This window comes from Brevundimonas sp. R86498 (assembly GCF_044598075.1).
Classification (GTDB): Bacteria; Pseudomonadota; Alphaproteobacteria; order Caulobacterales; family Caulobacteraceae; genus Brevundimonas.
In genome coordinates, this window is the sequence record NZ_CP139004.1 from 3128507 (window position 1) to 3154684 (window position 26178).

The following is a 26178-nucleotide window of genomic DNA, read 5'->3' on the forward strand; positions in this document are numbered from 1 at the left end:
GGCCGGTATTAGAGGCCCGTGACCCTGCGGACGCGGCTGTCGGGCCGGCGGCTCTCCAGTGCGGCGGCACCGATCGCGGCGGCGATGGTCGCCACGGCCAGCAGGGCCCCGCCCTCGCGAGCATGCTCGCGGGCATACTGACCCGCCTCACCGGCGTAGCGCCGCGCTGACCGGCCGGTGTCCTCGGCATAGCGCCGGGCCTCGCGGGCATATTTGCGGCGCTGCTTGTCCGACATGGCGCGCTGGCCGCGCTTCAGCAGCTTGCGCGCCTGATGACGGGCATCGTCGCCGATGTCCTCGACGCGGCCACCCAGATCGCCGGCCCGCTCGCCGAGGCTGCGCGACAGCTCGTCAATACGGTCCCGGAGCGAACCGGTATCGATCCAGCCCCGCGGATTGATCCGGTCCCGGATCGCGTCGATGCGGCGCGGTCCGGTGCGTTGGGTCAGGAGCAGGGTCGCGATGGCCGCGGTCGCCACGAGGGCAACGGTACCTGCCGTGATGCCGGGGTGTTTGCGGACTTCTGCGAGCGCGCTGAACTGTCGAACCATTGGATAGTGAACCTTTTCCTCAAGGCCGTCGTCGGACGCGTCATAGAGTCCGTCTTCGTACGGCTGATAGGCGGAACCCCGGTCCCGCATCATCACAGGAGCGAACCGCGCGAAGAGTGGTTCCGCCAGACCGGGCAGAAGGCCGTAGAAGGCGGCGATCACGCGCCCCCCTGCCCCCACGGTGATTTCCCGCACGGAATGGGTGGCGCACCACAGCACCGCATCCGCCACCACATGGGTCGCATAGACGGGTTGGGGATTGTGGAAGGCCTGGCCTGTCAGGTTCCGGGCATGACGGTTGTAGGGCGTGTCGATCGCGGCCGGCTTCACCAGACTCACCGCGACCGGAGAGCGTTCCCGCATCAGCTCCATCCGCAACGCATTGGTAAAGCCCTTCACCGCATGCTTGGACGCCGAATACAGACCCTGCACGGGAATCGGCGCGTCCCCCAGGACCGAACCCACATTGATGATCGTGCCGCCGTGGGGCCGGCCCCTCAGATGCTCGGCTGCGATCAGGGAGCCGTTCACCACGCCCCAGTAGTTGGTCTGGAACAGCCGGTGCTGATCCTCCAGCGTCGTCTCGCGGATTGGCCCGTAGATGGACACTCCGGCATTGTTGATCCAGGTGTCGAAGCCGCCGAACAGCCGAGCGCATTTCTCTGCGGCCGCCGACAGGGCCTCGTGATCGCCCACATCAGCCACGCCATAGGCCACGCGGGCCCCTTCGCGCTGAAGTTCCTCGACCAGGGCCTTCAGGTCATCCTCCCCCCGGGCGATCAGGAAGACACAGGCCCCGGCCTTCGCCGCGCGGCGGGCGGTGGACAGGCCAATCCCCGATGTGGCCCCGGTGATGACGAGGGTCTGCTGGGAAATGGGCTTCAGGGCGGGCTTGGCAGGCATGGTCTGGCTTTCGTCGGATCACGGCGGAAACGGCCCGGCTCCCGGGCCGGTTCCGCAACGATAGCATGGGCAGACTGTGGCGCGAGCCGGGCAGCCCTTATCAAAAGCCTCCCCGTTTCCTATCTTGTCCCCTTCCCCGATCCCCCGTCAGGACTTTCGCCGTGACCGATCACGAGCATACCCCCGCATTGGCTCCCGCCACCCCGGACGACAATCTCGCCGCGGCCTTCCAGATCGAGGGCTGGCCGGTGCGCGGCCGGCTGGTCCGGCTGGGTCAGACGATCGACACCATCCTGTCGGCCCATGACTATCCGGAACCGGTCGCGGCCCTTCTGGGCGAGGCGTGCGCGCTTGCGGCCCTCGTCGGCTCGGCGCTGAAGTTCGAGGGACGGCTGATCGTCCAGGCCCAGGGTGACGGCCCGGTCCGCTATGTCGTGGCCGACTACGACACCTCGGGCTCGCTGCGCGGCTATTGCCGGTTCGACGCCGACGAGGTGGCCGCCGCCTCGACCGGTTTCGCCCGACCGGGGGCCCAGACCCTGCTGGGCAAAGGGGTCTTCATCATGACCCTGGATCAGGGGCCGGCCTTCGATCGCCATCAGGGGATCACTCCGATCGAGGGCGAGAGCCTGTCGCTGTGCGCCGAGCACTATTTCGCCCAGTCCGAACAGGTCCCGACCAAGGTTCGGCTGGCGGTGGGTCAGGTCACGACCGAGGCAGGTTCGGCCTGGCGGGCCGGCGGGGCCATGATCCAGATGGTGGCGGGCGATGAGAGCCGTGGCTCGACCACCGAGGTCTGGGACCGCAGCCGCGCCCTGTTCCAGACCCTGGGTGACGATGAACTGATCGACCCGACCGTATCGCCCCAGACCCTGCTGTTTCGCCTGTTCCACGAGGACGGCGTGCGGCTGGAACAGCCCCTGGCGCTGGCCGCGGTATGCCGTTGCTCCAGCGACCGCATCGTCTCGGTACTCGGTTCGTTCAGTGCCGCCGAGCGCGCGGAAATGGTTGAGGACGACGGTCTGATCCGGGTGACCTGCGAATACTGTTCCAGCGTCTACGCCCTGGATCCAGCGTCCGTCACCGCGGACGCGCCGTCCTGACGGAGATGAGTCCCTCGTCTACAGGCCGGCGCGCAGCCGTTCGGTCAGGCGCTCGAACAGGGTCAGGGTCTCGGGGCTGACGTGGTGCTCGATGCCCTCGGCATCGGCCTCGGCGGTCTCGCCGCTCACCCCCAGGGCCACGAGAAAGTCGTGAACAATCCGGTGGCGTTCGCGCGACACGGCGGCCATGGCTTCACCCGCGGCCGTCAGAGTGATCGAGCGATACGGCCGGGTCTCGACCAGCCCTTCCCGCTGAAGCCTTTGCAGCGCCTTGGCGGCCGTCGCAGGAGCCACCCCCAGACAGTCGGCCAGATCCGTCAGGCGAGCGGAGCCATGCTCGGCGATCAGATCCCCGACCAGTTCGACATAATCCTCCGCAACCTCGCTTGAGCGGGCGTCGCGCATCCGGCGAAAGGCGGCGGCGCGGCGGGCGGCGCCGGGAACCTGGACCAAGACGGTCTCCCGATGGCTGCGGGCGAGGCCCGATCTGGATCCAGACTAGACTATTCGGCTATCCGGGACAGGCCACGATTTCATCGTCCTGTCACAGGCGACCGGTCTGGACATGGTATCAGGTTCCCCAATGACATCGCGCCTGTCCCTGTGTGCCGCCCTGTTTGTGGCGCTTGCAGCCGCCACCCCGGCGGCGGTTCTGGCCGCTCCGGTCGTGCCGGCCGCCGCCGAGCCGCTGCAGTTCTACGTCTTCAGCTTTACGGACGCTCCGGCCGACGAGGCCGCGCAGGACGTCGTCGCCGGGGCCCTGGCCCGGGACCTGACCGTCGACCCGGCGGTGGACGGCGTGGTCAGCTTCCGCACGGAAGGCTGGTCCGGCAGCGAGGCGCTGCTGCGGGATTTCGGCACCGCCCTGCTGGATCAGGACATTGCTCTCATGCGCACCGGGCCGGGTGCCTACGCCCTGATCCCGCGCGCGAATGTGCCCATGCTGATGGCCCGTGGCGGGGTGCTGATGCGCCTGCCGGAGCCCGCTTCGGCGGGCCCCGCCACTCCGGCCGCGACGGCCGCGCCCGTCTTTGATGAGCTGGGCCCGGACCATTGGTGGGACAGCGCCGCCACGGCCCTGCTGATCTTTTTCGCCGGTGCCGCATCCGGTGCTGCGGCCCTCTGGAACGCTCAGAGGCTCTATCGGTCCGCCGATCGACCCTCACGGCGGATCGCACCGGTGCTGCGCCTGACCGACCGGCGCGAACGGATCGACGTCCCTGTGATCGAGAGTCAGCCGGATCCGGATCTGATCATCCCCCGGTTCGACGCCACACGCTGACCCCGGGCCGCGTCCACCAGACCGGACGCGGGTCTCAGAAGACCGCGTCGATCCCGGGCTGCAGGCGCGGGTCGCGGGCGATCGGCTCGGGCCGTTGCGGGTCGATCCGCAGTGGCTCGCTGCCCCTCAGCCGGTCGTAGCTTTCCTGCGCAGACGCGGCCACCGCCGCGCTGTCACGCAGGATGGTGGGCTTCAGGAAGATGAACAGGGTTCGCCGCGTCTGGCTGTCCCGCCGCGACCGGAAGGCCGCACCCACCACCGGCAGGCTGCCCAGACCCGGCACCCGGCTGTTGGCGCTCTGGCGGTCGTCGGTGACCAGCCCACCCAGAACGATGGTCTCCCCGTCATCGGCCAGGGCCGAGGTCTGCAGGCTGCGCCGGTTGGTGATCAGGTCGGCCGCCCCTGACACCGCAGTTGTGACCAGCGACGAGATCTCCTGGGCAACCTCCAGCCGGACCACCCCGCCCTCATGCACACGCGGCACGACCCGGAGCGTCAGACCGACGTCCTCGCGGCTGATGGTCGTGAACGGGTTGGTCGAATTGCCATCCGTGGCGAAACTGCCGGTCCGGAAGGGCACGTTCTGGCCCACCACGATCTCGGCGGCCTCATTGTCCAGCACAGTGATACTGGGCGACGACAGCAGGTTGGCGGCATTGTTGGTCCCGACCGCCTGCAGCAACAGGCCAAAATCTCCCTCCGACCCCGCCGCCAGCGACAGTCCCGCGCCCAGCAGCCGCCCGGCCGGATAGCCCAGAGCCGTCAACACCGTACCCAGGTCGTTGCCTGCATTGGAGAAGCCCGTGCCGCCGATCACGCCGTCATCCGGCACCGCGCCACCGAGCCCCAGTTGCACCCCGATCTGCTCGCCCAGCTCACCGGTGATCTCGACGATCGCGACCTCGATCTTCACCTGGGCGCGTCGCAGGTCCAGCTGGCTGATCACGTCCTCCAGCATGTCCACCGTTGCCGGCGGCCCCCGCATGACCACGGCGTTCAGCTCCGGCGAGGCCTGGACCGTCACGCCTTCGAGCGTGAAGCCGCTCGGCCGCGCCGTCGCGGCGGAGGCTCCGATGGCTCCCCCCGCGCCCTCTCCCGATGACGTCAGCGCGCTCACAGCCTGGGCCGCCGTATCCCGGTTGGAGGCACTCAGGCTGGCCAGTCCGGTGTCGCCCCGCAGCGACCGCGCCACGGGATTGGTCGCCGAGGGTTCGCCACCCAGCAGGCCGCGCACGATCTCGGTGATCGACTCGGCGTCCGAGTTCCTCAGCCGCACGACCCGCGTGACCGGCGTCGCCCCGCCGGGCGTATCGAGCGCCTGGACGATCGACCGGGCTTGGGCCAGGTCGGCGGCGTCGCCACGGATCAGCAGCACATTGGACCGCTCGTCTGCCGTCACCCGCGGCCCGCCGGCATCCGAGCCCAGCAGGGCGCTGACCGAGGCCGCCACATCCACCGCCGAGGCATGACGCAGGGCGATGCTGTCGAACGCGGTGCCGCCGCCCTGGTCGAGCGTCGCGGCCAGCTGCTGCACCCGACGGATGTTCTCTGCATAGTCGGTCACGACCACGCCGTTGGGTTCGGTCAGGGCCTCGATCGCCCCGAAGGACGACACGAGTGGCCGGAGCGCCCGCACCGCCTGATCGCTGGGCAGGTTGCGCAGCCTCACCAGCCGCGTGACGATCTGCTGGTTCGACACGGCCGCACCGGTCTCCGAGGCTCCGCCCTGCACCACCGAGGCCTGGGGCACCACACGCCAGACATTGCCGCTGCGCACGGCCGCATAGCCCGAGGTCCGTAGCACCGACAGGAACAGCTCCCACACGCCGTTGCGGCTCAGGGGCTCGGCCGAGACGACATTCACCTGCCCCTGCACCTGCGGATCCAGCACCAGCGTCCGGCCGGTGATGCGCGAGACCTGTTCGGCCACATCCTTGATGTCGGCTCCGCGCATGTTGATGACCACGTCCTGCATGGCTTGGGGCGGCGGGGCCACGGCCTGCGGCGCGGCGGCCAGGGTGACGCCCGGAGCCCCCGGGCCGATCATCATCGACAGGGCCAGGACGCTGGTGGTGGACAGGCGGAGAAACTTGGTCACGCCGGGCTCCTGGGAAGGGGAAAGTTGAGGGTCAGGCGGCGGCCGTCACGGACCACCACCACACGCGCCTGGCCGGCCGACCGGGCGCGTTCGAACAACTGCTGGTCGGTCGCGGCATTGCCGACGGCCTGGCCGTTCAGGGTCTCGATGATATCACCGGGCTGCAGGCCGAAGCGACGCAGCTCGGGCGAGGGATTGTCCCCGACGCGATAGCCGGCCGCCCCCGCTGTCACGCCGAGTGAACCGGGCGAAACGGCTGCGGCGGGTGCGGGTGCGGGCACAGCCCCTCCCGGACCGGCCGATGTCGGCGCTACCGGCGGAGGCGAAGGCGGCGGGACCGGCATCGACACCGGCGGGGGCCTTGCCGGCGCGACGGTGATCCCCGCGCCGGGCGTGGAGGACGGCGGCGGGGCCACGCCCGGCACCGGGGCCGGGAAGTCCAGCCTTTGGCGGACGCCCCCCACGACCACGATCACATGATCCATGGCGATCGCCTCGATCACGGCGTCGGCTACCCCCTGACCCACGCCATAGAGGGCCGCTGGCCCCTCCCCGACCGCGATCAGGGCGGTCGAGGCCGTGGCCGGAACCGCCATCAGCACGCCCTTCAGCACCAGCCCCGAACTCGAGGCGGGCAGACCATCGGATCCCGCCGCTCCACCGCCGAACGGCGCGAGGCCAGTGATGCGCGCCACATCCGCGTCGGGCCCGGCTCCCGCAGCGCCCTTGGTGCCCAATGGCGGCAAGGATTCCGCGACAGCCACCTCGGACCGCCCGTCATCCCAGCCCGTCAGCCGCCACGTCAGCCCCGCCAGCGCCGCAGCCAGCGAACCGACCACGACGACGCTGACGACCCGCAGCGCCAGTTCGTCCCTGCGATCCGGGGTCATGCGGTGCCTCCCGCCTGCCGATCGACGAAGCCCGACAGCGACACGGTCTGCGCCCTCGACCCGGCGGGGCTGACCGACACGTCCACCGCGACCAAGTCCGGATCGTCCGTCGTGCGTCGCGCCACCTGCACCAACCAGTCCCGATCCATCATCCGTACGGTCGAGACATCGGGGCCCGCGGCCGGCCCCTCCAGATTCAGTTCCACCAGCCGGTTCTCCGCCACCCACTGGGCGATCACCCGCTGCTCCAGCCCGCGCACCCCGTCGACATGGGTCTGGGTCGCGCGGGTCAGACCCACAGCCGCGATGGCCAGGATGAACAGGGCGACCAGCGCCTCCATCAGGGAATAGCCGTCCCGCCTCACGACGCCGCCTCCGGTGCAACCGGAACCGCAACCGCATTCAGCCCGTCGAACTCGACCCGCCAGCGCCGGTCACCCTTCGCCAGACCGAAGGCCGCAGGCGGTACTGCACCGTCCGGATCGATCACCAACGGCGAGGACACGCCCAGCCCCACCAGCCGCACGCCGGCCGGCAGCCGGTGCCGTTCGGCGAGGGCATCAATCACCCCGGCAGCCTGATCCCCGCCCCGCACAAAGCCGTAACCCTCACCGTCAAACGCCAGCGCCAGCGGCCTGCGCGTCACCAGCACATCATCCGCCGCCAGCCGCAGCCGGTCGGCCAGACGGTTGGCCTCGCTCTCGACCCCCAGTCCGCGATCGCCCAGGCCCACGCCCAGGGTCACGACCCCGGCCATCACCGCCACGATCGTCAGCACCACAAGGATTTCGACCAGCGTCATCCCTTCGCGGCGGGCCCGGCGGCTATGTCCCCCCGGACCCGGCATCACCGCGTCCTGTCGCTCAGGTCAGCGTCCAGATCCTCGCCGCCCTCGGCCCCGTCCTTGCCGTACGACAGCAGGTCATAGGCCCCGGTCAGACCCGGGCTGCGATACACATAGGCGTTGCCCCAAGGATCGGTCGGCAGCTCCGGCAGATAGCCGTCCGGGGCCCACGACGTCGGCTCAGGCGGACTGGTCGGCTTCTCCACCAGTGCCTGCAGCCCCTGCGCGGTCGTCGGGTAGTCGCCATTGTCCAGCCGATAGACCCGCAGCGCTGTCGCAATCGTCTTCAGGTCGGTTTTCGCAACCGTCACCCGGGCCTGATCCGGCCGCCCGATGACGTTCGGAACGATCAGGACGGCCACCACCGCGATGATCGCCAGAACGACGATCATCTCGACCAAGGTGAGCCCCGGACGCCGCGTTACAAGACGAAAACGACGATTGTGACGTTTTGACAAAGTACTCATGACACTTTTTCTCACCGGCGAAGCAGTGGCGACAGGCTTGTTTTCGCTGCTATAGACCGGAGCGATCCTCGCGACCACGCCATTCTCTTTGAGTTCCGCCGATGCTCGGTCGACCCGCCAGATCGAACCTTCCAAGTAGGGGCTTATGGCGCATCGTTGATGACAAAGTCATCGCAGTCGATCGATCATGGGATGGCCCGACGACGGTTCTGGTGCCCTCGGAAGATGTCCTGACCCTGACGGTCGACCTGCCCTTTCCCACCCGAGCCCAACGCCTGACCAATCTTCCGTATGCGGTGGAGGATGCCGTAGCCGAGCCGTTGGCCACCCTGCATTTCGCCCTGGGTCTGGAGGTCGCCCCCCGACGCCATATCGCCGGGGTCGTGCGACACGCCCGGATGCAATCCTGGCTCGCGCTGCTGGCCGCAGCCGATCTGGGCCCCGCGAGTCTGGTGCCCGACGCCCTGACCCTGCCCATGCCGTCGCCCGGGGTCTGGGCGATCCGCACTGACGGGGACCGCGCGTTGGTCCGCACCGACAACGGGGCTGGATTCGCCCTCCCGGTCGCCATGCTGGAGACGGCCTGGCGCGCGGCCGACCGCCCCCGTCTGGTCCCTCTGGGTGCGCCCCTGCCCGCGGTGTTCGCCGAGGGCATCGCCGCCGAGACCGCGCTGCTGGATGGATTGGGTCACGCGACCGCTGTCCTGTCGCCGCTGGACCTGTGTCAGGGCCCCTATGCCGCGACCCGGTCGGCCAGCGCCTCGCCGATGCGGACCCTGGCCCTCGTCGCCGGCCTGGGCGTCTTCGCCCATATCGCCATCCTCGCCACCGATACCCTGCTGCTGGACCGGATGGCCGACCGCAAGGAGGCCGAGGCCCGGACCCTGATCCAGTCCGTCGCCCCACAGATCGCCCTCACCGATGATCCGGTGGCCGTGGCCGACCAGATCCTGCCGTCGGCCGGTGGCGGGACGCGTCCCTTCACCCGGCTGCTGGCCCAGACGTCCGGGGCCCTGCCCGGTGCCGGAGCCGTCGCCTTCAACACCGTCGCCTGGGTGCCCGGCGCACTGGACCTGACCGTGGCCGTCTCGGACGCCGCGACCCTGGACCGCGCCGTGGCCGCCCTTGCGGGCGCGGGCCTCGGGGCCACCGGGGCCCCCACCGCTGTCGATCCCGCCCGCGCGACCAACGGTCTGAACGCCACCCTGCGCATCACCCCGGCAGGTGCCCGATGAAGCCCCCCGTCCTTCTGGACCGCGCGCCCCCCGCCTTCGCCGCCGCTTCCAGCTGGATGGCGGGCCGGTCGCGGCGCGAGCAGATCCTGCTGGCGGTACTCGGCGGCCTCGTGATCGTCGCCGGTCTGTGGCTGCTGATCCTGCAACCCCTGCTGGATGCCCGGGCCACGGCGGTCAGCCGCATCGCCGCCTATGAGACCCTGATGGTCCGGGTCCGCAGCGCCGGAACCATCGGCCCCGTGGTCCAGCCCCTGACCGGCCCACTGGAAACGGCCCTCCCGGCCCAGTCTGCCCCCTTCGGCATCACCCCGACCGTCACGGCCGACGGGCACAACGTTGCCGTCGCGGTGACCGGGGCCCGCTATGAGAGCGTCGTCGCGTGGCTGGCCGCCCTCGAGGCCTCAGGTGCCGTCCTGTCCTCGGTCCGGATCGAACGTGGGGCCCAGCCCGGCGTCGTCAATGCGTCCCTGAGCGTTGCCCGCCCATGAGCCTCGCCGAAGATCACATCCCCGCCCCGCCGGCGGCGGCTCCCGCCCTGGCCTACGGTTTCGCCCGCCGGCGTGGAGCGATGATCCTGCGCAGCGGCGACCGGCCGGTCTGCCTGCACCGCCGCTCGGCCACCCTCGAGACCCTGCTGGAGGTCCGCCGCGTCAACGGGGGCGACATCGCCTTCGAGGCCGTTGACGATGACCGGTTCGACGCCGTCCTGCGCGAACAGACCGGCAGCGAGGCCACCCCCGCCGCCGACTATGCCGCCTCCGAGGACGATCTCGCCGCCCTCGCGGAGGACGCCGCCGCCGTCGATGACCTGCTGGACAGCCGTGATGACGCGCCCGTTGTCCGCCTGATCAACGCCCTGCTGCTCCAGGCCATCCGCGACGGGGCCTCCGACATCCATATCGAGGCCGAGGAAAAGCGGCTGATCGTCCGCTTCCGCATCGACGGCGTGCTTCGCGAGGTGCTGGAGCCCGCCCGGGCGCTGGCCCCCCTGCTGGTCAGCCGGATCAAGGTCATGGCCAGGCTCGACATCGCCGAGAAGCGCGTGCCCCACGACGGCCGCGTCACCCTGCGCATCGGCGGACTGGACGTCGACGTCCGCGTCTCGACCATCCCGTCCCAGCACGGCGAGCGGGTCGTGCTGCGCCTGCTGGACCGGGGCTCGACCAGCCTCGACCTGGCCCAGCTGGGCATGAGCGATCGCGACCTCGAGACCTTCGAACGGATGATCACCCGCCCGCACGGCGTGATCCTCGTCACAGGCCCGACCGGCTCGGGCAAGACCACCACACTCTATTCCGCCCTGACCCGGCTGAACGACCGTCGCCGCAACATCATGACGGTCGAGGACCCGATCGAATACGCTCTGGACGGCATCGGCCAGATGCAGGTCAATGCCCGGATCGACCTGACCTTCGCGAGGGGCCTCCGCGCCATCCTGCGTCAGGACCCCGACGTCATCATGGTCGGCGAGATCCGCGACCACGAGACGGCCGAGGTGGCTGTCCGCGCCTCCATGACCGGCCACCTGATGCTGTCGACGCTCCACACCAATACGGCGGTCGGTAGCGTCACCCGGCTGATCGACATGGGGGTGGAACGCTATCTGCTGGCCCCCATGCTGTCGGGACTGATCGCCCAGCGTCTGGTCCGCCGCCTCTGCCCCCACTGCAAGTCGCCCGCCGAGGCCACCCCGGCCGACACCGAGATGACCGGCGGCGTGATCCCGGTCGGGGCCCGTATCTTCCGCCCCGTTGGCTGCCCCGAATGCCGGGGCGAGGGCTACAAGGGCCGGCTCGGCGTCTATGAGGTCATCGAGATCGACGGCGAGATGCAGCAGGCCATCCACGACGGTGTCGCCGAGGCCGATCTGATCCGCCTCGCCCGCCAACGCGGCCCGGGCCTGCTGGAGGACGGGGCCGCCAAGGCCATGGCCGGCGAGACCTCGGTGCAGGAGGTCGCGCGCGTGGTGCGCGAGGACGTCTGATGCCGGTCTTCGCCTGGCAGGCCGTCGACGCCGAGGGCAAGCCCCACAAGGGCACGATCGAGGCCGCCTCGGACGTCGGGGCGCGCCAGCTGGTCCGCGACCGGGGACTGCTGCCCGTCAGCGTCGCCCTCTCGGGTGAGCGTCGCAAGACCGACCTGTCGAAAGGCATCGTCATCTTCCAGCGGGGCATCAGCTCCAAGACCCTGTCGGCCGTGACCCGCCAGCTCTCGACCCTGATCGGCTCGGACATCCGCATTGAGGAGGCGCTCCGTATCGCCGCCCAGCAGACCGAGGGCCAGCCGATCGGCGTCGTCCTGACCGACGTCCGCGCCGCCATCCTTGAGGGCCGCAGCTTCGCCTCGGCGCTCGCTCGCCATCCCAAGGTCTTCCCCGAATTCTACCGTGCCTCCATCGCCGCCGGCGAACAGTCGGGCAAGCTGTCCACGGTCCTCGCCCACCTGACCGAGTTCGTCGGCAATCAGGAAAAGGCCCGGCGCAAGGTCCAGCTGGCCCTGCTGTATCCCGCTCTTCTGGCCGGGGTGTCGCTGCTGATGATCACCCTGATGATGGTCTATGTCGTGCCGGACATTGTGAAGGTGTTCGTCTCGCGTGGTGCCGCCCTGCCCTTCCTGACCCGGGCCCTGATCGCCCTGTCCGACTTTGTTCAGGCGTTCGGCGTCTATGTGCTGATCGCGGCGGCGATCGCCGGTCTCGGCTGGAACCGCTGGCTGGCCGTGCCCGCCAATGGCCGCCGCTTCGCCGAGTTCCTGCTGAAGACCCCGCCCTTCTCCGGCTTCACCCGCCATCTGAACGCGGCCCGGTTCGCGGGGTCCCTGGCCACCCTCGTCCGCTCCGACGTGCCGCTTGTGGAAGCGCTGCAGGCCTCCGCCGCCGTCACTCCCAACCGCTATGCCCGCGAGCGCGCCCTGCTGGTCGCGGCCCGGGTCCGCGAGGGCAGTTCCCTGCGCCGCGCCATGGCCGAGGCCGACGTCTTTCCGCCCCTGCTGCTGGCCATCGTCGCGGCCGGCGAACAGTCCGGCAAACTGGGCCACGGCCTCGAACGCGCCGCCCAGGATCTGGAGCAGGAGCTCGACAGCCTCGTCCAGGCCCTCGTCTCCCTCGTCGAGCCCGGCGTCCTGTTGGTGATGGGCGGCATCGTTTTGCTGATGGTGCTGGCGATCCTGCTGCCGATCGTGAACCTGAACAATCTGGCGGGGTTGTGAGCCGTCGTCGCAGCCCTGCCCCCATCCTTCATGGGGGAAGTGTCATGTCGTGGAGCGCAGCGACACGCATGACGATGGGGGAAGGGCGACGCCCTGACGTCCGCAGGAAAAGCCCCCCATCGGTCCTGTTCTCCCCCGGATCAAGTCCGGGGTCGAAGACGGACCGCTTTCCCCCGCAAGCGGGGGAAGGGCTACTTGCCTACAGGCTGGTCTCGATTGACACCGGCGCGCCGATGCCCGGCAGGAGGCCGACGCCGCCCGCCTCGACCGAGGCCGTCAGCCCGCCGTCCGCCTCCACCCGCGCCCGCATCACCGCCTCGCCCGATCCGGCCCGCGTCACGGTCACGCTCGTCGCCGCGCCATCGGCCGTGACTGCCCCGTCCAGCGCCGGGATCGGCGTCGCCGCCCCGCCGCCCGTAGGCGCGCAGTCGCCCGGAGTCGTGGTCAGCCCCCCAACACCCTCCGGCGCGCCCCGCACCGACAGCCGCGCGACGTCGACCCGCACTACCGGTGAACAGGCGAATGGCAAACCCGGTGCGAAGGCGTTCAGCAGGCGCAGCGAGGCCGTCCCCTCCAGATCGCGCACCAGAACCCGGCCCGGCCGGACCAGCGCCTGGCCCGTCAGCGCCGTGTCGGGCCCACGCAGGGCCAGCCGCTCGGCCACCGACAGGTTCACCAGCGACGACAGGGGCTCCAGCGTCCATCCGGCCGCAAACCCGCCCGGCAGCGCCCGTTCCCCGGCCCAGACTGTCCCCACCGCCTGCCGCTCGCCATTGGACGAGCGCGGCACCACAATCTCGGACGGTGCCATGACGATCAGCGCCAGCGCATACGTCCCGACCCCCACGGCCGCCAGCACCACGCGCCAGCGGGTCACCTTGACCGTCAGCCGCTCGAACTGAAATGCGCCACCTGCCCGACCGCTCTCGCCCTCGCGTGTTCTCCAGACCTTCAGCATGGGCGTCTCTCCGGCTTCCCGGCGCAGATACCACGCCGCACCCCAAAGCAAAGCGACGGCGCGAAGGTTTCACCCTCATCGAGGTGCTGGTCGCCCTGGCCCTGTTCGCCCTGATCGGCGTGGCGGGGTTCACCCTGCTGGACGGGGTCCTGCGCACCCAGGATGCGACCGGTTCCCGCATGGCCCGGATGGCCGAAATCCAGCGGGCCCTGCTGGTGGTGTCTTCCGACCTCGACCAGATCACCGGCGGTCTGGCGGGCAGCGGCCCCACCCTGTCGCTGCAGAAGACCGACCTGTCGGGGGCGGTCGTCAATGTCCGCTATGATCTGGCCGGCACGACCCTGACGCGCACCGTTGCGGGGCCAGCCGGAGAGCGGACCCAGACCCTGATCGACAACGTCTCTGTCGTTCGCTGGACCTTCCACCGCCGCCGGGGCGACTGGCTCAGCGACTGGCCCGGTCCGCCGGTCATCGCCCCGCCCCCGGCCCCCGGTGCCGACCCGTCCGTGCCGCGACCCGATGAGGGGATCACTGCTGTGGCGCTGGACATGACCCTGTCGGGCCTCGACGGCCGTCCCGGCACCACCCTGCGCCGGGTCGCCTCCATCCCCCTGATGGATCCGCCCCCACCGGTCCCCGCCCCATGAGCCGCCCAACAACGTCCCGACTCCGCCGCGAGGGCATGATCCTGCTCAACGTCCTGCTGGTCCTGGCCGTCGCCAGTGTCGCGGTCCTGATCATGATCTCGACCCAGGACATCGAGGTCCAGCGCTCGACCCGGCTGCGCGACGCCGCCCAGGCCTCGGCCTATGCCCGCGCCGGAGAGCTGTCCGCCATCACCGCCCTGCGTCGCGACGCCCTGACCGCCGCCGCCACCGATAATCTCACCGAGCCCTGGGCCGCACTGTCCCAGCAGGACATTGCCGTCCCGAACGGCCGCTTCGCACTCGCCATTGAGGACGAGCAGGCGCACTTCAACCTCAACGCCCTGCAGACCGGAGACGCCGGGCCGATCGACCTGTTCCAGCGCATCGGCGCGGCGCTGGAAGTCGATCCCGCCTCCCTGATCCGCATTGCCACTGTGGTCCGCGTCGCCGGACCCCTGACCGACGACAGCCTGATCCGCGCCGCCGGCGTCCCGCGCGCGGACCTCGACCGCCTGTTGCCCTATGTGACGCTGCTGCCCCCGCGGGCCGGGGTCAATCTGAACACCGTCAACCCGTCTCTGCTGGCCCTCATGACCAACGACCCCGAGGTGGCGCAGGCGCTGTTGGAGCAGCGGTCGGCGCAGGGCTATCTGCTGCCGGGCGACGTTGCCGCCGCCGGGGCCGCCAGCCTGCCTGGGGCCGGCTACACCTCCGACCACTACCGCGTCATCACCACCGTCACCGTGGGCGACGTCACCCAGGTGCTGGATAGCCGTCTCGCCCGCCTCCGGGCACCCGGCACCGTCGATGTGGTGGTCACCGGTCGACGCCGCACCGCCGGATAAAGACAGGGCCGGTGTCGTTTCCGACGCCGGCCCCAAGGTTTCGTCCAGGAGAGAACGAAGTCAGTAGCGGTAACGGGCCCCCACGTAGAACTGGCGTCCCGTGTGGTGGTAGACCGAGGTCGACTGCCGGCTGTCGTCGCCGACATACTGGTGGTTCTCCTCGTCCGTCAGGTTCAGCCCTTCAAACGTCAGGCTGATCTGGTCTGTCAGGTTGTAGCTGGCCGAGACGTCCCAGTTCAGCGTCTCCTGCTTGCCTTCCAGCGCGTTTCCGTTCCGCCCCGGAATGTTCTGCAGATAGGCCTCGCGATAGGACGCCGACACCCGGGCCGAGAAGCGCTCGTCCTCATAGTACAGCGTGCCGTTATAGGCCGTGGGCGACAGGGCAGCCAGGTCCTCCGTGATGAACGTCGTGCAGGCCACGCCGTCGCAATAGTCGATCTCGGACTCGACGTGCGTGTAGTTCAGGATAATGCCGAGGTTATCCAGCGGACCCGGCAGGAAGGAGAACGGCTGCTGGTAGCTGATCTCGAAGCCCTTCAGCGGCCCGCCGTCGGTGTTGATTGCCGAAGTCAGCTGGAACTCGGTCGATGGCGAGCAGACACCGGTGCAAAAGCCCGGCGCAAAGGCCGAGGGGTTCTGCGCCGTCAGCTCCGAATAGGGCAGCGCCTGACGGATGATCTGGATGTAGGTGTCGATGTCTTTGTAGAACCAGGCGAAGGACAGCAGGCTTTCCGGCGCGAAATACCATTCGACGCCGAAGTCGTAGGTCTTCGCCCGGAACGGCTCGAGGTTCACATTGCCGATCGTGGCGCTGAAATTCGGTCCGGTCGCGTTGAGCGAGGTCGTGGGCACCAGATAGTTGGCACCAGACAGACCGTTGTTGATCTGCGGACGCGCCATGACCTTTGCCGCGCCGAAGCGGACCACAATATCATCCGTCGCTTCGAGGGCCAGGTTCAGCGACGGCAAGGTGTCGTCATACTCGTTGGTGCCCGACACCGGTGACCCGCCGCCGATCGACGAGAAGCCCTCGGCGAGAAGCTTGGTGTTGACCTGACGGACGCCGAGATTGCCGCGCAACGGCATGCCGAAGACATCGGTGTTGAAGTCGGCCTGGACGTAATAGGCCAGATCCTCTTCCTCGACGTTGCGGTTGCCCCCTCTCGCGTTCCCGACGGTGATGCTGCCGAGGCGGAAGTCACCACCCGGAACACCGGTGTCGCAGTTGCAGTAGATATTGAACAGCGCGGCCACGGCATCGAGGTCGGGGATCAACCACGATGTATCCACGCCGGCCGGGGTCAGACCCTGACCATAGCCGGTCAGCAGGGTTGAGATGTCCGCCACCGTTGTCCCTGCCGGGAGGGCCGGCACCACCGTCTCGTCCGTGCGCCGGAATTCGTAGGACTTGGACGCGAAGGTCTTGTAGTTGGCACCCGCCTTGATCGTCAGCCAGTCGGACAGATCGTAGGTCAGATCGCCCGAGAAGGTCTCGAACACCGTGGTCACACCGTTCGGACGGATGCGAATCTCGGAGCGCGGGGTTGAAGACCCGACCTCACGCCAGGACCAACTGGCCGGATCCGTGACATCGAAGCCGTAGTCGATCACCGGCGCATCGGGATTGCCCCGGAAGTCCCAGGAATAGCCGGCCGAGTTTTGCCGGTCGAGGGTCACCGTGGTCTGAGCCGGGTTTTCGAACACCGACTCCGCCCGGCCCGCAAAGAACCGGCCGCGCACCTTGTCGGTGAACTCATGCTCGGCGGTAAAGCTCAACTGGGTAAACTCGGTCGACAGTTCGTCGAACCGCTGTTCGGAGCGTACATCGACATTGTCGAAGACGCCGTAGACGAGCGCGTTGTTTTCCACCACCGCGTCGCGCACGACGATCTGGGTCTGCCCCCCCGCTGCCGCGTTGCGGCTGAACGACAGGCTCTCGAGGAAATCCTCCTGCCGCGTCGCATCCAGCTTCGAGTACAGCATGTCGAACGAGAAGGTCGTGCCTTCGCGCGGGCGGGCCTGCAGCGACCCCGTAACCCCCAGCCGCTCCTGCTCATGGGTCAGACGACCGTAGCGTGGCAGGCGCGGCAGAAAGACGTTGTTCTGGTTGGCAGTGTTGTAGGCGGCGACATTTGACGGGGTATTGGCCGCCCGCGGCAGCCCGGTGGCGCAGTTCGCGGCTGATGCCCCGGTGCCGCCGCTGTTCCCCGAGTTCTGGGGCGTGACGCCGAGCGGGGAGCAGAAACCACCCGAACTGCCGCTTCCGAAGGCGGGAGCCCAGCGCACGGAGCTGAACCCTTCCTCAAACGTGTTGCGCTGGCTGTAGGCAACCGAGACCAGGGCGCCGAAGGTGCCGTCCGCGAACGTATTGCTCAGCAGGAACGCAGCGCGGGGGTCGTAGTTTTCGGAAAGGTCATTGTAGCCGCCCTGCACCGAGGCGGCCATGGTGAAGCCGTCGTAGTCGAACGGGCGGGTCGTCTGCAGATCGACCGTGGCCCCCAGTGATCCCTCTTCAGTCTCGGCTGCGGCGGTCTTGCGCACCTTGATCGAGCTGAACAGCTCCGAGGCAAACACATTGAAATCAAAGCCCCGGCCGCGGTTGGCACCGCCGGACGAGTCCGTGCCACCCGTGGTGGCCTGCGCTTCCATCCCATTGATGCGTGTGCGGGTGAAGTCCGAGCTCAGGCCGCGCACAGTGATCGAGCGCCCTTCGCCGGCATCTCGGTCGATGGACACCCCCGGAATCCGCTGAACCGACTCGGCCAGGTTCAAGTCCGGAAAATCGGCGATGTCCTCGGCCACAATGGCGTCGACCACGCCCGCCTCATTGCGCTTGATGTTGAGCGCGGCGTTCAGACTGCCGCGAAAGCCGGTGACGACGATTTCATCGACCTGATCGGCCGGCGCGTCCTGCGGTGTAGTCTGGGCCGATGCGGCAGCGACTCCGACCGTCAGTGCGATCGCGAGCCCCGAAACCCCGGCGGTCAGGCCGTGACGGAGCGCGCATGGGCGCCCCTTGGTGAACTGATACATAGTGCCTCCTCCCAAGGTCATGTCATTGTGCCGACGTTATCGTCGGTCTGTAATCTTTTGGTCGCGGAGCCAGCTCCGAAGCCGATTGACACCGGTATCATTTCCGAACGAAGTCCGTCCTGACACCGGTATCAATGCGAGCCTAACCCCATGAACGGCGATATTGCAAGCCATACGCTCAAAGCAGTGGTCATCGCCGGGCTTCTCGCCGCTGGCCCGGGCTGTGCGACCGCCGGTCCGGTCAAGGTCGGGGCCGCAGAGGAGATCCTCGCCTTCCCCGGAGCCGAGGGTGCCGGACGATTCTCCCCGGGTGGCAGGGGCGGGGTCGTGCTCAGGGTCACCAATCTGGATGATTCCGGACCCGGCAGTCTGCGCGAGGCGATCGAGGCGAACGTTCCACGCACCGTGGTTTTCGACGTCGGCGGCACGATTACCCTGACCACCCCTCTGCGGATCCGGCGGCCCCGGATCACGGTCGCGGGCCAGACCGCCCCGGGCGGCGGTATCACCCTGCGAGGCCAGCCTCTGCTCATCTCCACCGACGATGTGGTCGTCCGCTACATCCGCTCCCGCCTCGGCGACGAGACGGGTATCGAGGCCGATGCCATAACGATCGATCGCGGCAGCCGGATCATCCTCGACCATGTATCCGCCTCATGGTCCGTGGACGAGACCCTGTCGATCGGCAGCCGGGACCGCGTCATCGACGCGGTAACGGTCCAGTGGTCGATCATCGCCGAAAGCCTGAACCTGTCCGGCCACGCCAAGGGCGACCACGGCTATGGCTCGCTCGTTCGCGGGGCCCACGGCGCGCGGTTCACCTTCCACCACAACCTCTGGGCCTCCCACCGGGCCCGGATGCCACGGCCGGGAAACTACCTGACCCCCGACATCGACCCGGGCGGCCCCCGCTTCGAGTTCACCAACAACGTTTTCTACAACTGGGGGGCCGGCCGGGCCGGCTACAATGCCGACCGGGATCCGGCCACCGCCTCCAGCTACGCCTTCATCGCCAACGCCTACCGGCGTGGCCCCGACTCCACCGGCGGGGTGATTTTCGAGGAGGAAAGCGCCTTCGCCCACGCCTGGTTCGAGGCCAACAGCCTGGACGGCGTCGTCCCCGCAGATCCCTGGTCCCTCGTCACCGGCGGCGAAACCCCCGGCTACCGCCTGAGCGGCCGCCCGGACTGGGCGTCCCCGGCCACCGACAGCCCGGAGGACGCCTTCGCCAAGGTGCTCGCCACGGCCGGGGCCTCGCGCCCGCGAGATGCCGTCGACGCCAGGATCGTGGCCGACGTCCGTGAGGGCACGGGCCGGATCATTGACAGCCAGGCCGAGGTTGGCGGCTGGCCGGACCTGGCCTCCGGAACGCCCTGGATCGACACGGACCGCGACGGCATGCCCGACGCCTGGGAGGTCATGCACGGTCTCGATCCCCGCACCCCCGACGGCGCGTCCGACCGGAATGGCGACGGCTTCACCAATCTCGAGGACTGGCTGAACAGTCTGGCGGACTGAGTTCGGTCAGGCCGCCTCCGGATCCCCGTCCCGGAAGCGCCATTTCATCGCCAGCACGCCGCTGGCCATGACCAGCGCCGCGGAATTGGCGAAGGTCACCGGCCAGGCCCCCGTCATGACCCCGTACACGACCCACAGGGCGAAACAGGTCACGGTCAGGGAATAGGTCTTCAGGGAGACCGAAGAGGCGTCCCGCGCTTTCCAGATCTTGACCATCTGCGGCGCGAAACTGGTGATGGAACACAGGGCGGCGGCCGTGCCGAAGGCGTTGGCGATCAGGTCTGACATGCCCGCCAAACTGCGCCTCGGGGTGTCCGGTTCCCCGCCCCCTGTCAGGGAAGGCGCGCCATCGGAGCCAGCAGGGGCGCAAGGGCCGGCAGCTCATCCGCCGACCGCACAAAGGTCGGCGGCCGGATGGCCTGCGTCGCCCGTTCGAAGGCGTGCCCCAGCGACAGGATGCGGGCATCGTCCCACTTCGCTCCAATGAAGCTCAGGCCCACCGGCAGGCCCTGCACGAACCCCATCGGCACGGTCAGATGCGGATAGCCCGCCACGGCCGCCAGCTGGCTGGCCGAGCCCAGATAGTGGTCGCCATTGACCGCATCGATCGACCAGGCCGGTCCGTTGGTCGGCGCGATCAGGGCCACGACCCCGTGCTCGGCCAGCAGCCTGTCGATGCCCTCGGGTCCGGCCAGCCGCAGCGACGTCGCCCGCGCTTCCAGATAGGCCGGATCGTCCAGTCCTTTCGTGGCCTCGGCCGCGATGAAGGTCTCCTGTCCGAACAGGGCCACTTCGCGCGGGGTCGCCGCGTTGAAGGCGATCACCTCGGCGAGGGTCCGGGTCGGCACCTGCGCCGGGTCGGTCGAGGCCAGATAGGTGTTCAGATCGGCTTTCAACTCGGTCAGCAGGACCGTGAACTCCGCCTCACCGATCGCGCCGGCATCCGGCCCCCCGGTGATCTCGACCAGTTCGGCCCCGGCAGCCCGCAACGCCTGCAGCGACTGTTCGAACACCCGGTCCGTACCGGCGGAATAGCCCGCCAGAAACCGCGCCACCCCGATCCGCGTGCCCCTCAACGACCCGGCGTCCAGCGCGGCCCGATAGTCGACCTTGCGCGCATCCGCCTCCACCGTCGCGGGATCCGCCGGATCGCTGCCGGCGATGACCGACAGCAGGATGGCCGCATCCTCGACCGTCCGGGTCATCGGCCCGGCCGTGTCCTGGGAATGGCTGATCGGCACGATGTGGGTCCGGCTGACCAGACCCACCGTGGGCTTGAAGCCGACGATACCGTTGACCGCCGCCGGACAGGTGATCGACCCGTCCGTCTCGGTCCCGATCGCTGCCGGGGCCCATCCGGCGGCCACCGCCGCGCCTGATCCGGAGGAGGAGCCGCAGGTGTTGCGATCCAGCGCATGGGGATTGCGGGTCAGCCCGCCGACCGCGCTCCAGCCCGACACCGACGCCGACGAGCGGATATTGGCCCATTCCGACAGATTGGTCTTGCCGGCGATGATCGCCCCCGCCGCACGCAGCCTGGCCACCAGCGGCGCATCGCGGCCGGGCGCATTGTCGATCAGCGCCAGTGACCCCGCCGTCGTCGGCATGTCCCGCGTCTCGATATTGTCCTTGATCAGGATCGGCAGGGTCCGCAGTGGGCCCTGCATTTCGTGCATCGGCGGATAGTCGTCCGGGTCCGCCAGGGTGATGACGGCGTTCAGGGGGGTGGAGGACCGTCGGGTCCGACCCGCGTCGCGCTCCCCGATGTGGGGAATCGTTCCGTCCGCCTCGAAGACAGAGCGTCCGTCCGCGACCTCCGCCACCGTCGTGAACAGGATCGGGGGGAGCGGGCGAGTTGCCGACTCGCCCGGTATCGCGCGCGTGCCGGCGCAGGCACCCAGGCTCAACGCGGCCAGTGCCGTCGCCGCGAAGCGGATGAAGGGTCTGGCCATGGTCTCTCTCCCCCGTGGACCGGTCACTCGGACGGCACCCGCGATGCCCGTGTCCTCTGCTCGAACGCATGGCCCAGCGACAGCACCGTCGCATCGTCCCACGCCCCGGCCATGAAGCTGATCCCCACCGGCATGCCCCGGTCCGTCCCCATCGGCACGGTCAGGTGCGGATAGCCCGCCACCGCCGCCAGGGTGCTGGCCGACCCCTGCCCGCTGTCGTCATCGTCCCGGTCGTTGGTCCAGGCCCGCGAGGTCGTCGGCGCGACCAGCGCGACCACATCGTTGTCCGCCATCATCCGGTTGATACCCTCGGCTCCCGACAGCCTCAGCGAGGTCGCCCGCGCCTCGATATAGGCCGGATCCTCCAGCCCACCGGTCGCCTCGGCCCGCTCGAACAGCTCCTGCCCGAACAGCACGGTCTCGCGCGGCTCGGCGGCGTTGAAGGCGATCACGTCTGCCAGCGTCCGCGTCGGCACCTGCACCGGGTCGGTCGAGGCCAGATAGGCGTTCAGGTCATGCTTCAGCTCGGTCAGCAGCACCGTCAGCTGCGCCCCGCCGATCACCCGCATGTCCGGCCCCTCGGGGATCTCCACCAGCTCGGCCCCGGCGGCCCGCATGGCCTGCAGCGACCGCTCGAATGCGGCCCGGGTGTCCGCCGAGAAGTTTCCGGCCAGGAACCGCATCACCCCAATCCGGGCACCGGCCAGAGATCCGGCGTCCAGCGCCGCGACATAGTCGACCTTGCGGGCGTCCGCCTCCGCCGTCGCCCCGTCCAGCGGGTCCGAACCGGCGATGGCGTTCATCACCCGCGCGGCGTCCTCGACGGTGACCGCGATCGGCCCGGCGGTGTCCTGGGAATGGCTGATGGGCACGATGTGGGTCCGGCTGACCAGCCCGACGGTGGGCTTGAACCCGACCACGCCATTGACCGAGGCCGGGCAGACGATGGAGCCGTTGGTCTCGGTGCCGATCGCCACGGGGGCCAGGCCCGCGGCCACCGCCACAGCGCTGCCCGATGAGGAACCGCACGCCGTCCGCGTCGTGTCGTAGGGATTGGGCGTCAGGCCGCCGACCGCGCTCCAGCCGCTGATCGACCGCGTCGAGCGTATATTGGCCCATTCCGACAGATTGGTCTTGCCGAGGATGACATAGCCCCCCGCCCGCAGCCGGGTCACCAGCGGCGCGTCCCGCCCGGGCGCATTGCCGGAAAGCGCCAGCGAGCCCGCCGTCGTCGGCATGTCGGCGGTCTCGATATTGTCCTTCAGCAGGATCGGCAGACCGGCGGCCGCCCCTGCGCCGGACGCCCAGCGCAGGACCGCATGCGAACTGGCGGAATCGCGCCGACAGGCCGCGGCCACGCTGGCCGGAACGTCCGTGCAGCGGGCCTCCACCCCGGCCGCCTGGGCTGCCAGCATCGGGGCCAGATCCTGCGCGAACGCAGCCCCGGCCAGCCCGCCGAGGATCAGTCCTGAGACGGCGCCCGCGACCCGATGGTGCGATCCAGGAAGTCGAGATAGGTGCGCCATTGATGCAGCTGTCTTTCGTTGCCCCGCACGCCGTGCCGCTGCCCGGGATAGAGCATCAGTTCGAACGGGATGGATTTGGCCTGTAGGGCGTCGATCACGCGCGTCGCATTCTCCAGGATCACATTGTCGTCGGCCATGCCGTGCATCAGCAGCATCCGGCCAGTGAGGTCATCCAGACGGGGAATGGCGTCCGAAGCGGCATAGCCGTCGACATTGCCCTGCGGCGTCGACATGAACCGCTCGGTATAGTGGGTGTCGTACAGGCTCCACTCCGTCGGCGGCGCGCCGACGATCGCCGAGGCCAGCCCCATGTCCGGCTCGGTCAGGGCCATCAAACTCATGAACCCGCCATAGGACCAGCCCATCATCGCGATCCGGCTGTCGTCCACATAGGGCAGCGATCTCAGATAGTTGGCCCCCAGAACCTGATCCTCGATCTCCGGCTGCCCCATCTTCAGATGCAGCGCCTGTTTGAACGCGGCAGAGCGATAGCCCTCGCCCCGGTTGTCCAGCCGGAAGACCAGATATCCCGCCTCGGTCAACAGTTGCGTCGTGGCCGGCAGCCACGCGCGCTTCACCCCGCCGCCGCTCGGTCCGCCATAGACCTGCATCACCACGGGGTAGACTTTCGACGGATCGAAATCGACCGGCCGGCTCATCTGCCAGACGAGGGTCTCGCCCTGGCTTTCCAGCGTCCCGTACTCGGTCACCGGCCGGCGCGAGACGAAGGGCTGGAACGGATGGTCCGCGTCCAGCGCATTCTGCTCGATCCAGCGCACGAACTGGCCGTCGGCCTGGTACAGGCCGGACTGCGGCGGCGTCACCGGATCGGTATAGTTGCCGACGAAGGCCGTGCCGGTGCGATTCATGCTGGCTGACCACCAGCCACCGGCCGGGGTCACCGCCACCGGGGCGATGGTCTCGTTCAGGCTGGCCCGGAAGAGTTGCTGCTCCAGCGGGGTCTCCACCCCGTCCCGCATCGAGGCCGTGAAGAAGACCTCGCCGGTCGCCTCATTGATGCCGTTCAACCCCTTGGTCGGATAGTCGCCCTCGGTGATCGCCCGGATCTTCCGTCCGTCCGCCCCGTACAGATAAAGGTGCCGCCAGCCGGTGCTCTCGTCGGACCAGATGAACCGGCCGTCCTTCAGCGCCTCGAAATCGTCGGTCAGCTCGACCCAGGCGTCCGAGGTCTGGGTCGCAATAACGCGGGACGATCCTGTCGCCGGATCGACCCTCAGCAGATCCAGCGTCTTCTGGTCGCGAGACTGACGCTGGACGTACAGGGTCCCACCGTCCGCCGACCAGTTGACCCGCGCCAGATAGATGTCGGGATTGGTCCCCAGATCGACCTTGACCCGCCGGCCCGCGGCCACGTCCTGCACATACAGCTCGACCACCGCATTGGGTCGCCCGGCGCGGGGATAGCGCTGCTCGACCACGCTGGCCCCACCGCCCGAGATGTCCAGACGGGGCACGATGTCGACGGTCGATTCATCGGTCCGCTGCAGGGCGATGAACCGCTCGTTGGGGCTCCACCAGTATCCGGTGTCGCGGTCCATCTCCTCCTGGGCGATGAACTCGGCCGTGGCCCAGGTGATCAGGCCCTCACCGTCCGTAGTGACCGGCCGCTCCCGGCCCGAGGCCAGCTCCAGCACGACCAGATCCTGATCGCGCACGAAACTGACGAAATTGCCCTCGGGCGAGACCTTGGCATCGATCTCGTCGGCCTCGGTTTCGGTCAGGCGGCGCACCGCCCCGCCCTCGCGGCTGGCCAGGAAGATGTCGCCTTCCAGCGGGGCCAGGATGTAGCGGCCCTGTTGATCCCACGAATATTCGACCACCCCGCGCTGGCTGATCCGCATCCGTTCGCGCCGGGCCTTCTCGGCCTCCGACAGCTCGCCCGCGTCGGGCACCAAAGCCCGCGCATCGATCAGCTTGAACGGCTCGCCCGCCCCGGTCGGCGCAGCCCACAGGTCCAGCACCGAGACATCGTCCTCGCGGGCCCGCAGGAAGGCCACCAGTTCGCCGTCGGGCGACAGGCTCACGCCCTGGGCCACCGGGCCGTTCAGGCCGGGATTGGAAAAGACCCGCTCGGGGGTCAACACCGCCGGATTGGCGGTCTGGGCGAACGCCGATCCGGCGGTCAGGGCGAGGGCGGAGACAAGCAGGGCTGTGCGCATGGGGCCGGACGCTATCGACAGATTCTGTCCGCGTCACTCCCCTTCCCCTCCCCGACATGCGGGAAGACGCCGCGCCGTCTTTCGCGATCGGGCTCCAGCCCCTAAACACCGCAGGGATGACCGACGCCACCCTCGCCCCGCCGCCGCCCAAACCCTCGGCCTTCCACGAGCTGGAGGTCCTGTGGGTCCATCACTGGACCGACCAGCTGTTCAGCTTCCGGATTGCCCGGCCCGACGACTTCCGCTTCCGTTCCGGCGAGTTCGTCATGATCGGCCTGCCGGGCGAGGACGGGGCCAAGCCGGTCTTGCGCGCCTATTCGATCGCCAGCCCCTGCTGGGACGAACAGCTGGAATTCCTGTCCATCGCCGTGCCCGATGGCCCCCTCACCTCCCGGCTGGTGAAGATCACGCCGGGCGACACCGTCCTGATGGGCAAGAAGCCGACCGGCACCCTCGTACTGGACGCCCTGACGGGCGGCGAGACCCTGTGGCTGATCGGTACCGGCACGGGCCTGGCCCCCTGGCTCAGCGTCGCGCGCGACCCCGACACCTATGCCCGTTTCGGCCGGGTCATCGTCTGTCACACGGTGCGGAACGTGGCCGACCTGGCCTGCCGGGACTTCTTCACCTCCGGCATCCATGACGACCCCCTGATCGGCGAGGAGGCAAAGGCCCAACTGACCTACTATCCGACCGTCACCCGCGAGGACTTTTTCACGCCCGGCCGGATCACCGACCGCATCAAGTCCGGGGCCGTGTTCACCGACCTCGGCCTGCCCCACGGCTTCTCTCCGGACCGCGACCGGGTGATGCTGTGCGGGTCCATGGCCATGATCAAGGAAACCGCAGAGCTGCTCGAGAGCTTCGGCATGAAAGAAGGCTCGAACGCCGAGCCCGGCGACTATGTCCTGGAGCGCGCCTTTGTCGGCTGAGAGTTCA

At 69.0% G+C, this 26178-nt stretch carries 23 protein-coding genes; 10 read left to right on the forward strand and 13 right to left on the reverse strand.

Annotated features, from left to right (window positions below; all coding sequences use genetic code 11):
• Positions 1 to 8: 8 nt before the first annotated feature.
• Positions 9 to 1454, reverse strand: a complete 1446-nt coding sequence (locus SJY26_RS15445) for an SDR family oxidoreductase (protein WP_396593869.1) — start codon at positions 1452 to 1454, stop codon at positions 9 to 11.
• A gap of 161 nt (positions 1455 to 1615) precedes the next feature.
• Here SJY26_RS15445 and SJY26_RS15450 point away from each other — a divergent pair, with 161 nt between their 5' ends.
• Entirely contained in the window at positions 1616 to 2557 is a 942-nt protein-coding gene (locus tag SJY26_RS15450) for an Hsp33 family molecular chaperone (RefSeq protein WP_396593870.1), read from the forward strand.
• A gap of 18 nt (positions 2558 to 2575) precedes the next feature.
• Here the strand turns inward: SJY26_RS15450 and mntR are convergent, their stop codons facing one another.
• Positions 2576 to 3010, reverse strand: coding sequence for a manganese-binding transcriptional regulator MntR (gene mntR / locus SJY26_RS15455; protein WP_396593871.1), 435 nt, complete (start codon positions 3008 to 3010; stop codon positions 2576 to 2578).
• A 130-nt stretch (positions 3011 to 3140) separates the two neighbouring features.
• On the opposite strand from mntR, the gene SJY26_RS15460 reads away from it, so the two are divergent.
• Positions 3141 to 3839, forward strand: coding sequence for a hypothetical protein (locus SJY26_RS15460; protein ID WP_396593872.1), 699 nt, complete (start codon positions 3141 to 3143; stop codon positions 3837 to 3839).
• Positions 3840 to 3873: 34 nt separating this feature from the next.
• On the opposite strand, the gene gspD is transcribed toward SJY26_RS15460, so the two are convergent.
• From gspD to gspG, 5 genes are read right to left on the reverse strand one after another with little or no spacing between them, the layout of a single operon-like run.
• Positions 3874 to 5937, reverse strand: coding sequence for a type II secretion system secretin GspD (gene gspD / locus SJY26_RS15465; protein ID WP_396593873.1), 2064 nt, complete (start codon positions 5935 to 5937; stop codon positions 3874 to 3876).
• On the reverse strand, positions 5934 to 6827 hold the full coding sequence (locus tag SJY26_RS15470; protein WP_396593874.1) for a type II secretion system protein N: 894 nt from the start codon (positions 6825 to 6827) through the stop codon (positions 5934 to 5936). Before SJY26_RS15470 ends, gspD begins: the two co-directional genes overlap by 4 nt.
• The gene (gspI, locus tag SJY26_RS15475) at positions 6824 to 7192 is read right to left on the reverse strand and encodes a type II secretion system minor pseudopilin GspI (protein ID WP_396593875.1); all 369 of its coding nucleotides are present in this window, start codon (positions 7190 to 7192) and stop codon (positions 6824 to 6826) included. Before gspI ends, SJY26_RS15470 begins: the two co-directional genes overlap by 4 nt.
• Positions 7189 to 7674 carry a prepilin-type N-terminal cleavage/methylation domain-containing protein gene (locus tag SJY26_RS15480; protein ID WP_396593876.1) on the reverse strand — a complete coding sequence of 162 codons (486 nt, stop codon included), beginning with the start codon at positions 7672 to 7674 and terminating at the stop codon, positions 7189 to 7191. The genes gspI and SJY26_RS15480 overlap by 4 nt, the downstream gene beginning before the upstream one ends.
• Entirely contained in the window at positions 7674 to 8138 is a 465-nt protein-coding gene (gene gspG / locus SJY26_RS15485) for a type II secretion system major pseudopilin GspG (RefSeq protein ID WP_396595785.1), read from the reverse strand. Before gspG ends, SJY26_RS15480 begins: the two co-directional genes overlap by 1 nt.
• A gap of 101 nt (positions 8139 to 8239) precedes the next feature.
• On the opposite strand from gspG, the gene gspL reads away from it, so the two are divergent.
• From gspL to SJY26_RS15505, 4 genes are read left to right on the forward strand one after another with little or no spacing between them, the layout of a single operon-like run.
• Positions 8240 to 9373: a type II secretion system protein GspL gene (gene gspL / locus SJY26_RS15490; protein WP_396593877.1), complete on the forward strand. Its 1134-nt coding sequence runs from the start codon at positions 8240 to 8242 to the stop codon at positions 9371 to 9373.
• On the forward strand, positions 9370 to 9861 hold the full coding sequence (gene gspM, locus SJY26_RS15495; protein ID WP_396593878.1) for a type II secretion system protein GspM: 492 nt from the start codon (positions 9370 to 9372) through the stop codon (positions 9859 to 9861). Before gspL ends, gspM begins: the two co-directional genes overlap by 4 nt.
• On the forward strand, positions 9858 to 11357 hold the full coding sequence (gene gspE / locus SJY26_RS15500) for a type II secretion system ATPase GspE (RefSeq protein ID WP_396593879.1): 1500 nt from the start codon (positions 9858 to 9860) through the stop codon (positions 11355 to 11357). The genes gspM and gspE overlap by 4 nt, the downstream gene beginning before the upstream one ends.
• The gene (locus SJY26_RS15505; RefSeq protein ID WP_396593880.1) at positions 11357 to 12580 is read left to right on the forward strand and encodes a type II secretion system F family protein; all 1224 of its coding nucleotides are present in this window, start codon (positions 11357 to 11359) and stop codon (positions 12578 to 12580) included. The genes gspE and SJY26_RS15505 overlap by 1 nt, the downstream gene beginning before the upstream one ends.
• A gap of 199 nt (positions 12581 to 12779) precedes the next feature.
• Here SJY26_RS15505 and SJY26_RS15510 read toward each other — a convergent pair whose 3' ends face one another.
• Positions 12780 to 13538 carry a hypothetical protein gene (locus tag SJY26_RS15510; protein ID WP_396593881.1) on the reverse strand — a complete coding sequence of 253 codons (759 nt, stop codon included), beginning with the start codon at positions 13536 to 13538 and terminating at the stop codon, positions 12780 to 12782.
• Here SJY26_RS15510 and SJY26_RS15515 point away from each other — a divergent pair.
• Both SJY26_RS15515 and SJY26_RS15520 read left to right on the forward strand, forming a co-directional pair.
• Positions 13484 to 14185: a type II secretion system protein J gene (locus SJY26_RS15515; protein WP_396593882.1), complete on the forward strand. Its 702-nt coding sequence runs from the start codon at positions 13484 to 13486 to the stop codon at positions 14183 to 14185. The genes SJY26_RS15510 and SJY26_RS15515 overlap by 55 nt on opposite strands.
• The gene (locus SJY26_RS15520) at positions 14182 to 15030 is read left to right on the forward strand and encodes a general secretion pathway protein GspK (protein ID WP_396593883.1); all 849 of its coding nucleotides are present in this window, start codon (positions 14182 to 14184) and stop codon (positions 15028 to 15030) included. The genes SJY26_RS15515 and SJY26_RS15520 overlap by 4 nt, the downstream gene beginning before the upstream one ends.
• Before the next feature lie 60 nt (positions 15031 to 15090).
• On the opposite strand, the gene SJY26_RS15525 is transcribed toward SJY26_RS15520, so the two are convergent.
• Positions 15091 to 18063 carry a TonB-dependent receptor gene (locus SJY26_RS15525; protein WP_396593884.1) on the reverse strand — a complete coding sequence of 991 codons (2973 nt, stop codon included), beginning with the start codon at positions 18061 to 18063 and terminating at the stop codon, positions 15091 to 15093.
• A gap of 150 nt (positions 18064 to 18213) precedes the next feature.
• Here SJY26_RS15525 and SJY26_RS15530 point away from each other — a divergent pair, with 150 nt between their 5' ends.
• Positions 18214 to 19581: a polysaccharide lyase family 1 protein gene (locus SJY26_RS15530; RefSeq protein ID WP_396593885.1), complete on the forward strand. Its 1368-nt coding sequence runs from the start codon at positions 18214 to 18216 to the stop codon at positions 19579 to 19581.
• Between the two features lie 6 nt (positions 19582 to 19587).
• Here the strand turns inward: SJY26_RS15530 and SJY26_RS15535 are convergent, their stop codons facing one another.
• Genes SJY26_RS15535 through SJY26_RS15550 form a run of 4 tightly spaced genes read right to left on the reverse strand, consistent with a single transcriptional unit; the run spans position 19588 to position 25239 of the window.
• Positions 19588 to 19869 (reverse strand): SemiSWEET family sugar transporter, encoded by a 282-nt coding sequence (locus SJY26_RS15535; RefSeq protein WP_396593886.1) that lies wholly within the window; start codon positions 19867 to 19869, stop codon positions 19588 to 19590.
• 44 nt (positions 19870 to 19913) lie between these two features.
• Positions 19914 to 21533 carry an amidase gene (locus SJY26_RS15540; RefSeq protein ID WP_396593887.1) on the reverse strand — a complete coding sequence of 540 codons (1620 nt, stop codon included), beginning with the start codon at positions 21531 to 21533 and terminating at the stop codon, positions 19914 to 19916.
• Between the two features lie 23 nt (positions 21534 to 21556).
• Positions 21557 to 22948 (reverse strand): amidase, encoded by a 1392-nt coding sequence (locus tag SJY26_RS15545; protein WP_396593888.1) that lies wholly within the window; start codon positions 22946 to 22948, stop codon positions 21557 to 21559.
• Positions 22949 to 22995: 47 nt separating this feature from the next.
• A complete protein-coding gene (locus SJY26_RS15550) occupies positions 22996 to 25239 on the reverse strand; it encodes a DPP IV N-terminal domain-containing protein (RefSeq protein WP_396593889.1) in 2244 nt (747 codons plus the stop codon).
• 116 nt (positions 25240 to 25355) lie between these two features.
• On the opposite strand from SJY26_RS15550, the gene SJY26_RS15555 reads away from it, so the two are divergent.
• Positions 25356 to 26171: a ferredoxin--NADP reductase gene (locus SJY26_RS15555; RefSeq protein WP_396593890.1), complete on the forward strand. Its 816-nt coding sequence runs from the start codon at positions 25356 to 25358 to the stop codon at positions 26169 to 26171.
• The last annotated feature ends 7 nt before the right edge of the window (positions 26172 to 26178 follow it).

What these genes read in the sequence shown, in the direction of transcription:
- SJY26_RS15445 (WP_396593869.1), bottom strand. Translation starts at nt 1,454, where the DNA reads ATGCCTGCCAAGCCCGCCCTGAAGCCCATTTCCCAGCAGACCCTCGTC.
- SJY26_RS15460 (WP_396593872.1), top strand. Translation starts at nt 3,141, where the DNA reads ATGACATCGCGCCTGTCCCTGTGTGCCGCCCTGTTTGTGGCGCTTGCA.
- SJY26_RS15470 (WP_396593874.1), bottom strand. Translation starts at nt 6,827, where the DNA reads ATGACCCCGGATCGCAGGGACGAACTGGCGCTGCGGGTCGTCAGCGTC.
- SJY26_RS15480 (WP_396593876.1), bottom strand. Translation starts at nt 7,674, where the DNA reads ATGCCGGGTCCGGGGGGACATAGCCGCCGGGCCCGCCGCGAAGGGATG.
- gspG (WP_396595785.1), bottom strand. Translation starts at nt 8,138, where the DNA reads ATGAGTACTTTGTCAAAACGTCACAATCGTCGTTTTCGTCTTGTAACG.
- gspL (WP_396593877.1), top strand. Translation starts at nt 8,240, where the DNA reads ATGCTCGGTCGACCCGCCAGATCGAACCTTCCAAGTAGGGGCTTATGG.
- gspM (WP_396593878.1), top strand. Translation starts at nt 9,370, where the DNA reads ATGAAGCCCCCCGTCCTTCTGGACCGCGCGCCCCCCGCCTTCGCCGCC.
- gspE (WP_396593879.1), top strand. Translation starts at nt 9,858, where the DNA reads ATGAGCCTCGCCGAAGATCACATCCCCGCCCCGCCGGCGGCGGCTCCC.
- SJY26_RS15505 (WP_396593880.1), top strand. Translation starts at nt 11,357, where the DNA reads ATGCCGGTCTTCGCCTGGCAGGCCGTCGACGCCGAGGGCAAGCCCCAC.
- SJY26_RS15515 (WP_396593882.1), top strand. Translation starts at nt 13,484, where the DNA reads ATGCGCCACCTGCCCGACCGCTCTCGCCCTCGCGTGTTCTCCAGACCT.
- SJY26_RS15510 (WP_396593881.1), bottom strand. Translation starts at nt 13,538, where the DNA reads ATGCTGAAGGTCTGGAGAACACGCGAGGGCGAGAGCGGTCGGGCAGGT.
- SJY26_RS15520 (WP_396593883.1), top strand. Translation starts at nt 14,182, where the DNA reads ATGAGCCGCCCAACAACGTCCCGACTCCGCCGCGAGGGCATGATCCTG.
- SJY26_RS15525 (WP_396593884.1), bottom strand. Translation starts at nt 18,063, where the DNA reads ATGTATCAGTTCACCAAGGGGCGCCCATGCGCGCTCCGTCACGGCCTG.
- SJY26_RS15530 (WP_396593885.1), top strand. Translation starts at nt 18,214, where the DNA reads ATGAACGGCGATATTGCAAGCCATACGCTCAAAGCAGTGGTCATCGCC.
- SJY26_RS15535 (WP_396593886.1), bottom strand. Translation starts at nt 19,869, where the DNA reads ATGTCAGACCTGATCGCCAACGCCTTCGGCACGGCCGCCGCCCTGTGT.
- SJY26_RS15540 (WP_396593887.1), bottom strand. Translation starts at nt 21,533, where the DNA reads ATGGCCAGACCCTTCATCCGCTTCGCGGCGACGGCACTGGCCGCGTTG.
- SJY26_RS15545 (WP_396593888.1), bottom strand. Translation starts at nt 22,948, where the DNA reads ATGCTGGCAGCCCAGGCGGCCGGGGTGGAGGCCCGCTGCACGGACGTT.
- SJY26_RS15550 (WP_396593889.1), bottom strand. Translation starts at nt 25,239, where the DNA reads ATGCGCACAGCCCTGCTTGTCTCCGCCCTCGCCCTGACCGCCGGATCG.
- SJY26_RS15555 (WP_396593890.1), top strand. Translation starts at nt 25,356, where the DNA reads ATGACCGACGCCACCCTCGCCCCGCCGCCGCCCAAACCCTCGGCCTTC.